The sequence below is a fragment of the Bacillus haikouensis genome (genome assembly GCF_013179555.1).
GTDB classification, from domain to species: Bacteria; Bacillota; Bacilli; order Bacillales; family Bacillaceae_B; genus Rossellomorea; species Rossellomorea haikouensis_A.
In genome coordinates this window covers 1-7,797 of record NZ_JABMCR010000201.1, presented here as the reverse complement: position 1 = coordinate 7,797, position 7,797 = coordinate 1, and the positions used below count along the sequence as shown (strand labels likewise).

Sequence of the window (7,797 nt, the reverse complement as noted above, 5' to 3'; positions counted from 1 at the left end):
GATTGTGACCCGTACTGTACTTGGATATCCAAGCAGGGTTCCTGAGCGGACGAGGATACCCCTTTTGACAAGCTCGGAAGATACATGGTCACCGTTTAGACCCGTGTCCACCATGATGAAGTTCGACTGTGACGGAAAATAGCTGACTCCCAGACGTTGAAACTCTTTTTCCAGGAATTCGCGGCCTTTTTGATTTTTATGAGTGCATTCCCGGATGAATTTCTGATCTTCAAGTGCGATGACCGCCGATCGCTGAGCGACCATGTTTACGTTGAATACATCTTTCACCTTTCTCAGCTGTTCAGCGATTTCTTCATTCATGACGCCGAACCCGATACGCAGTCCTGCAAGCCCATAAATCTTCGAAAAGGTTCGGAGGACGATCAGGTTCTCATACTGGGACAACAATGGCAGGGTTTCGAGATAATCATCCGTTGTGACGTATTCCATGTATGCTTCGTCCACGACCACTAATACATGGGAAGGGATGCTTTCGATGAATTGCAGGAGCTCTCTTTTTCCGACGATGGTCCCTGTAGGATTGTTCGGGTTGCAGACGAAGATGAGTTTTGTTTTAGAAGTGACCGCTTCGCCCATAGCTTTCAGGTCATGCGTTCCGTCTGCCAAAGGAACAATCACAGGGGAGCCTCCTTCGAGGAATACGTTCGTCTGATACCTTGGAAACGTCACATCCGCCATGATCGCTTCGTCTCCACAGGTCATATAAGCCCTGGTCAGCAGCCGGATGACTTCATCTGAACCGTTTCCGAATACGAGCTTTTCTTTTTCCACTCCCAAAAAGTCTGCGACTTTGTTCGAAAGCTCGATTGCCGCCCCGTCCGGGTAAAGAAAAAGATCGCCGTCTTGTTCTTTGAACCATTTCTTCACATTCGGTGAGCAGCCATAGATGTTCTCATTTTCCGAGAGCTTTCTGATCGTGCTCAAACCATGCTCTTTTTGCAGATCGGCTAATGTTTTCCCCAACACATAGGGCGCGATATGCGTCACCGCTTCTCTCGTTTTAAATTTAAGTGCCATACGTGATCCTCGCCTTCCTCATGGATGAAGGGGGCTTACCCGTTTCGAGTGAAAGCTCTCTTCCCCACTGAATACTGCCTTTGGCGTTTATTCAGCAGAAATCTGCTATACTCTCACGGGTTAACCCCCTGACCGGTCCCTTTGACCCCAATATCTCTCGAATTATCTCTATTTATCTCTTTCTCTATTTATATTTTCTCTGTATTTTAACGTCCGGGATAAAGCTGTACGCTTTGATGTGGTTCCTATAGATTCCCGCGGCGTTCCTGTTCACGTTCGATTGATTCGAATAATGCTTTGAAATTTCCTTCCCCAAATCCTCTTGCACCTTTGCGCTGGATGACTTCGATGAACAGTGTCGGGCGGTCGACAATCGGTTTGGTGAAGATTTGAAGGAGGTATCCTTCATCATCGCGGTCTACTAGGATATTAAGCTCTTTAATTTTCGAAATCTCCTCATCGATTTCACCTACGCGTTCAGAGAGCATTTCATAGTAAGAGTCCGGCGTGTTCAGGAACTCGACTCCGTTTTGTTTTAATATACCGACCGTCTTTACGATGTCTTCTGTCAGGATCGCGATATGCTGGACACCCGGTCCTCCGTAGAACTCAAGGTATTCTTCGATTTGGGATTTTCGTTTCCCTTCAGCAGGTTCGTTGATCGGGAACTTGATTCGTCCCCCGTTGTGCATAACCTTGGACATAAGCGCCGAGTATTCAGTCGTGATATCTTCGTTGGTGAAATGGCGCATTTCCTTGAAGCCCATCACTTTTTCATAATATTCGACCCACTCTTCCATTCTCTCAACATTTCCAACCACATGGTCGACTGCAATGATCCCTGCATCCTCATTGCTTAACGCAGTGTCGTATTTTTCAAATCCCGGCATGAAGATACCTTTGTAATCCTTGCGCTCGATCAGAGTATGGACCGTATCCCCGTATGTACCGATTACGGCTTTTTTCAGGGTGCCTTCATCATCTTCAATGGTTTGAGGAGGCATGATTTCAATTGCACCACGTTCCACCGCTCCAGTGTAAGCCTTTTCAACATCGTCCACCACAAGAGCGATATCTTTAATCCCATCTCCATGCTTATGGATGAACTGTGCAACCCGGCTGCCTTCATGCAGGCTGCCTGTCACGACAAGGCGGACTTTATTTTGCTGCAGCACATAGGACACAGTATCGCGGTTTCCTGTTTCAAGCCCGGAATAAGCAACGGTTTTAAATCCGTAAGCCGTGCAGAAGAAATGAGCTGTCTGCTTTGCATTTCCTGCATAGTACTCTAGATAATCAACATCCCTTACCGGAAATAGCTCTTCTACTTTTTCTCTTTTCTTCGCCGTATTCTCTTGCATTCTAATCCCTCCAGATAATTTTATATATTCTGAATTAATAGTAAGTAATTCCTCGCTACTTCTCAAGAGCGGCCGGTGAAGCTTAAACGCTTTTCTGCAATAAAGTACGTTATCTCCCTGCTGTTTCCTTTTTGCGCGGGGCGAGATGAATTGCAGTTCCCTTCAGTCCTTCCACCGCTTCCAACAGACTTTCACCAAATCCTGGATGTGCATAGAGTGGAAAGATGAAATCCTCATCCCTTGCTGCCATTTCAAGCCCGAGTACCCCGGATTGAATCAATTCCACCGCTCCTGCTCCGATCATATGAACACCAAGTATCAAGTCGGTTTTCTTATCACAGACGATTTTAACCAGGCCATCAGAAGAACCTGTCACACTTGCATACCCGTTTCCTCTTACAGGAAATTCGCTCACAGCAACCGTATAGCCTGCTTCTGCCGCATCCCTTTCGTTCAATCCTGCACAGGCCACCGGCGGCGTGAGCTGGATGACAGTCGGAATATGCCGGAGATCGACTTCCGGCTGCCCGCCGGATATGGCTTCAGCGGCTGCTTTCCCCTGCTTGATCGCTTTTACTGCTAGGGACGGTCCTTCTGTCATATCCCCGACTGCCCAGAGTGATCCGATAGAAGTTTGGCCTATCCGGTCGGTTTGGATATACCCTTCCCCGGTCAATTCAATCCCCAGTCGGTCAAGGCCAAGTTTTTTCAGGTTCGGCTTCACTGTTCCGCTTACAACAAAGTGGCTGCTTTCAATCGAGAAGATTTCATCATTTTCTTTTTTCAGGACGGTAAGTACCCTGTCACCTGAACAAGAGACTTCCTGAAGAACGCTCTCTTTCAGTACTGTGATTTTTTGCTTCTTAAAAAGTCTCAGGATTTCCTTGGAGATGGAAGAATCGAAAGGCAGCTCTTCCGGTAAGATAAGCGTCACTTTAGTGCCCAGCACAGCGAACGATGAGGCGATTTCAAGTGAAACATAGTCCGTTCCATAAACGGCAAGCTCATCCGGAAGTACTTCCATTGCAAAAATTTCGCGTTCTTTTAGTATTCTTTCAGAGTCGAATCCAACACCCGCCGGATAATGGAATTCCCCGCCGGCGGCGATGATTGCGTGTTTGAAGTTATACAGGGTAAAGTCGTGTCCGTTTTCTACACCGATTCTAGTTTCAGACAGAAAAGATGCGGTTCCTTTCACTATTTCAACCCCGTTTGCTTTACAAAGCGTTTCCACACCTTTTCGCAGCTGTGTGATCTTTTTTTCTCTATACTCTTGAAGAGTGCTCATATTCAACTTTGTTCCTGTAAATTCCATTCCCAGTTCGGACAGATGACCGAGCTTTTTATATTCCTGTGCAAAATGGGTGAAGATCTTGGATGGGATACAGCCCTTGTTCAGGCAAGTTCCGCCGAGTTCTGCTTTCTCAATGAGGGTGACACTGTGTCCCAGGCCAGCAGCCCTGATGGCTGCATGATATCCACCCGGACCCCCGCCGATGACGATGACATCTTTGTCTTCCGTGATTTCTCCTACTACCATTTATATCAACTCCAGAAGCAAAGTTTGAGGCTCTTCGATGAGATCACGAAGACGATTCGTAAAGCGTACTGCGTTCCCGCCATCCGTGACGCGATGGTCAAATGACATCGACACATTCATCATTGATCTGATGACGATTTCATCTTGATCATTTACCACCGGACGTTTCTTCGTCTTATGGAAGGCGAGCAGGCCTGTCTCAGGTTCATTGATGATTGGTGTCGCTCCAATCGAACCATTCAATGGACCGACATTGCTGACTGTAAATGTCCCCCCGCTTATGTCTTTGAGGGTAAGCTTATTTTCCTGGGCTTTGAATGTCAATTCCTTCATTTCCTGATGAATGTCCTTCATTGATTTCGATTCGACATTCTTGATGACAGGCACGATCAAACCGTCTTCAGTATCTGTCGCGATTCCGATATGGTGTTCCTTTTTGAGATGAACACACTCGTTTCTTTCATCAAGTAAAGCATTGAAGATCGGAAATTCTTTTAGGCAAACTGAAATGACCTTGATGAAATAAGCCCCCATCGAAATGGATTGCCCGCTGGTTCTCAACGTTTCTTTCCATTCTAATAGATTCGTAACGTCTATCTCTTCAAAATGTGTGCAATGTGCAATGGTTCGAAGGGAATGTGACATCTTGGATGCGATTTGCCTGCGTCTTCCTTTGAATGGGATCGTGTTTGGTTCATGATTGGAAGCAGCTGGCAGAACCGGCTTTGCCTCGAGCTCAGTGTCAACGCTTAATGGGTTTTCGGGTGATGGGACTCTTTCCCCTTGAATAAAGGAGTATACATCTTCATCCAGTATGCGTCCGCCCGCTCCGCTGCCGCTGACTGAATCCAGGTCGACCCCATTTTCTCTTGCTATCTTCCTTGTATACGGGGAAGCAAGCACCCTCCTTGCCCGGATTCCCTGGGGCTTCTTTGGTGTCGTGACTGCTTCTGTAACACTGTCTTCCCTTTCCATCAGCAGGACGGTAGTTCCGACTGGAATCGTTTCTCCCTCTCCTACCCTCAATTCTTTGATTCTTCCAGAAAAAGGAGCAGGTATCTCTGCAGTCATTTTATCCGTTTGCACTTCCACCAGAGGCTGATCCGCTTTGACGGTGTCCCCTGCTTTCACAAGAAAGTGATTCACATTCGCTTCCGTCATGCCTTCTCCGATATCGTGAAGCTTGACTTCCATAAACTCCCCCCTTTTCACTTTCAATCTAGTATTCTGCCACTTTTTTCACTGCCTCAATTACCCGTTTCTGGTCTGGCAGATAAAAATCTTCATATCCGAAGTACGGAACAGGGGTGTCGAAGCCGGTTACCCGTTCCACCGGTGCTTTTTGATATAAGAAAGATGTATCATTGATGATCGCGAGTACATCATTTCCGACCCCGCCCGTTGCATGGGCTTCATGGACAACGACCGTCCGTCCTGTTTTCTGGACAGAGCTTGAAATCAGGTCTTTGTCGAGCGGATAAAGTGTTCGGAGGTCAAGAACTTCACAGGAGATGCCCTGCTCCATAGCTTCTTGCGCGGCATCTTGCGCGACTTTCACCATGGCACCCCAGGCGATGATCGTCACATCTTCTCCTTCACTCACTACCTTGCCTTTTCCGATTTCGACCGTATATTTTTCTTCCGGGACTTCTTCACGGGAAGAACGATAGTTCCTCATCGGTTCAAGAAAGAGGACCGGATCCGGATCTTCAATTGCAGCAATCATTAGACCTTTCGCATCATACGGACTTGAAGGACAGACCACTTTGATGCCGGGCATATGAGTGAAAATCGCCTCGGTACTGTCCGAATGGATTTCCGGAGCTCTTACGCCTGCCCCATATGGAGCTCTGATTACAATCGGGCATGTGTAATGACCAAGTGTACGGGAACGCAAACGGGAGGCATGGGTCATGATCTGCTCATAGGCCGGATAAATGAACCCCATGAACTGGATTTCGGCTACCGGTCTGTACCCGTTCACAGCCATTCCGATCGCAGCACCGATAAAACCGGCTTCACTTAACGGAGTATCCATCACCCTATCCTCACCGAACTCCGCCTGAAGTCCTTCGGTCGCCCTGAATACACCGCCGTTGGTTCCGATGTCTTCCCCCATCAGCAGCACATCATCGTGTTCTGCGAGCATTACCCTCATCCCATCGGTGACGGCCCCGACCATGGTGAGCATCTTTGTCTTCGTTAATGTACTCATCGGATCACTCCTCTCATGCTTTTCAGGAGCTTTTCTTTTTGTTCCCGGATTGTCCACGTAGGGGTTTCGAACACATAGTCAAATATCACACCCGGGTCTGCCGCAGGATACGCCTCCAGCTCCTCGACTGCGAGATCCACTTCTTTCGCACATTCCTTTTCAACGGAATCCATCCACTCCTCATCAATCCAGCCTTTTTTCTTCATGAACTTCACGAGCCTGTCTACCGGATCATTGTTCCGGCGTCTCGCATCACTTTCATCCTGGTCCCGATACTTAGTCGGATCATCCGCAGTCGTATGTGCACCATACCTCCATGTGACGGACTCGATCAACGCAGGACCATCCCCGTTTCTCGCTCGTTCCAGAGCCTTTTTCGTTTCAAAATACACAGCGAAGATATCATTGCCGTCTATCCTCGCACCCGGAATATCGTAGGCCAATGCTTTCTGGGCTATGGTTTTTGTCTTCATTTGTTTGTTCATCGGGACCGAAATGGCGTAATGATTGTTCTGATTTAAAAAAACAACCGGTGCTTCCCACACACTGGCAAGGTTCAAGCCTTCATGGAAATCCCCTTCTGAAGTAGCCCCGTCCCCAAAATAAACAATGGCGGCATTCTTGGTTCCTTTCCTTTTTTCTGCATACGCTGCCCCTACTGCATGAGGAAGCTGCGTGGCAATTGGGATTCCCGGGGTAAAGATATTCTTACCTTCCGGAGGTACACAGCCTTCATTTCTTCCTTTCCAGAAAAGGAGGATATTCAGCAAGGATTGGCCGAATGTCATGGCGGCCCCGTGATCACGGTAGGTCGGGAACAACCAGTCTTTTTCGTTGAGGGCGAGTGCGGTTCCCACCTGTGAAGCCTCCTGTCCCTCAAAAGGTGCATACGTTCCGATCCGCCCTTGCCGCTGAAGGCTCACTGCTTTACGGTCAAAGGTGCGTATCCTGATCAAATGTCTGTAAAAATGACGGGTTAATTCTTCAGAAATCTCGTTTTCATACTCGTTTCGAATAAGCTCTCCCTGATTATCCATCACCTGGATCATTGGAAAATCCTCGATCATTTCATCACCTCGTGTGGTGGTTATTTTTTGTTTTTTGGATCCAGTTCCAGCGCCTAGCTCCTCGAGTTTCCCGAAGTGCTTGTCGGAGCTGACCAAGGCGCCTCCACATTTCTTATTGCCTTACCGCCCATTTCGGGCGTTTCATATGTGAGAAGAAGCTGTTTCTTCTGGAGCGGGAGTGGATGCGGTCTTCGCAGAACCGGTCCGCTGCTTCCATCGTGGTCATCTGCTGGTTCTCTGCTTGCAGGTAGATATTCTGAAGGGTGTTGTAAATGGCACTTGTCTTTTGCAGGACACGTTCTTTGTTCGGTTCATATAATTCATCCGCCACCTGGATCAGGCCGCCTGCATTAACGATATAATCCGGTGCGTAAAGAATTCCTTTTTCATGGAGCTTCAATCCGTGGGACAGATCCAGCAGCTGATTATTGGCAGAACCGGCGACTGCTTTTACTTTTAATTGATCGATCGTATCATCATTGATGATGCCGCCGATTGCACAAGGAACGAATACATCGGCATCAACGGAGTAAATTTCCTCGCCTGATACGACTTTGATGGCAGCCCCCATGTTTT

General features: G+C 47.8%; 7 protein-coding genes. All 7 read right to left on the bottom strand.

Annotated elements, in window-relative coordinates:
- The coding region (gene hisC / locus HP456_RS16895) for a histidinol-phosphate transaminase (RefSeq protein WP_172253245.1) at nt 1-1,038 on the bottom strand (1,038 nt) is incomplete at its 3' end.
- Nucleotides 1,039-1,283: 245 nt separating this feature from the next.
- Nucleotides 1,284-2,399, bottom strand: a complete 1,116-nt coding sequence (hppD, locus tag HP456_RS16890) for a 4-hydroxyphenylpyruvate dioxygenase (protein WP_172253243.1) — start codon at nt 2,397-2,399, stop codon at nt 1,284-1,286.
- Nucleotides 2,400-2,508: 109 nt separating this feature from the next.
- The gene (locus HP456_RS16885; protein ID WP_172253241.1) at nt 2,509-3,939 is read right to left on the bottom strand and encodes a dihydrolipoyl dehydrogenase family protein; all 1,431 of its coding nucleotides are present in this window, start codon (nt 3,937-3,939) and stop codon (nt 2,509-2,511) included.
- A complete protein-coding gene (locus HP456_RS16880; protein WP_172253239.1) occupies nt 3,940-5,133 on the bottom strand; it encodes a dihydrolipoamide acetyltransferase family protein in 1,194 nt (397 codons plus the stop codon).
- Between the two features lie 25 nt (nt 5,134-5,158).
- Nucleotides 5,159-6,154 (bottom strand): alpha-ketoacid dehydrogenase subunit beta, encoded by a 996-nt coding sequence (locus tag HP456_RS16875; protein ID WP_172253237.1) that lies wholly within the window; start codon nt 6,152-6,154, stop codon nt 5,159-5,161.
- Complete coding sequence (pdhA, locus tag HP456_RS16870; protein WP_172253235.1) at nt 6,151-7,221, bottom strand: pyruvate dehydrogenase (acetyl-transferring) E1 component subunit alpha; 1,071 nt, start codon at nt 7,219-7,221, stop codon at nt 6,151-6,153. Before pdhA ends, HP456_RS16875 begins: the two co-directional genes overlap by 4 nt.
- 112 nt (nt 7,222-7,333) lie before the next feature.
- Nucleotides 7,334-7,797: Glu/Leu/Phe/Val dehydrogenase family protein (locus tag HP456_RS16865; protein WP_246289168.1), on the bottom strand; the 464-nt coding region annotated here is incomplete at its 5' end.

Coding starts and splice junctions, on each gene's coding strand:
- HP456_RS16875 (WP_172253237.1), bottom strand. CDS start 6,154: ATGAGTACATTAACGAAGACAAAGATGCTCACCATGGTCGGGGCCGTC.
- hppD (WP_172253243.1), bottom strand. CDS start 2,399: ATGCAAGAGAATACGGCGAAGAAAAGAGAAAAAGTAGAAGAGCTATTT.
- HP456_RS16885 (WP_172253241.1), bottom strand. CDS start 3,939: ATGGTAGTAGGAGAAATCACGGAAGACAAAGATGTCATCGTCATCGGC.
- HP456_RS16880 (WP_172253239.1), bottom strand. CDS start 5,133: ATGGAAGTCAAGCTTCACGATATCGGAGAAGGCATGACGGAAGCGAAT.
- pdhA (WP_172253235.1), bottom strand. CDS start 7,221: ATGATCGAGGATTTTCCAATGATCCAGGTGATGGATAATCAGGGAGAG.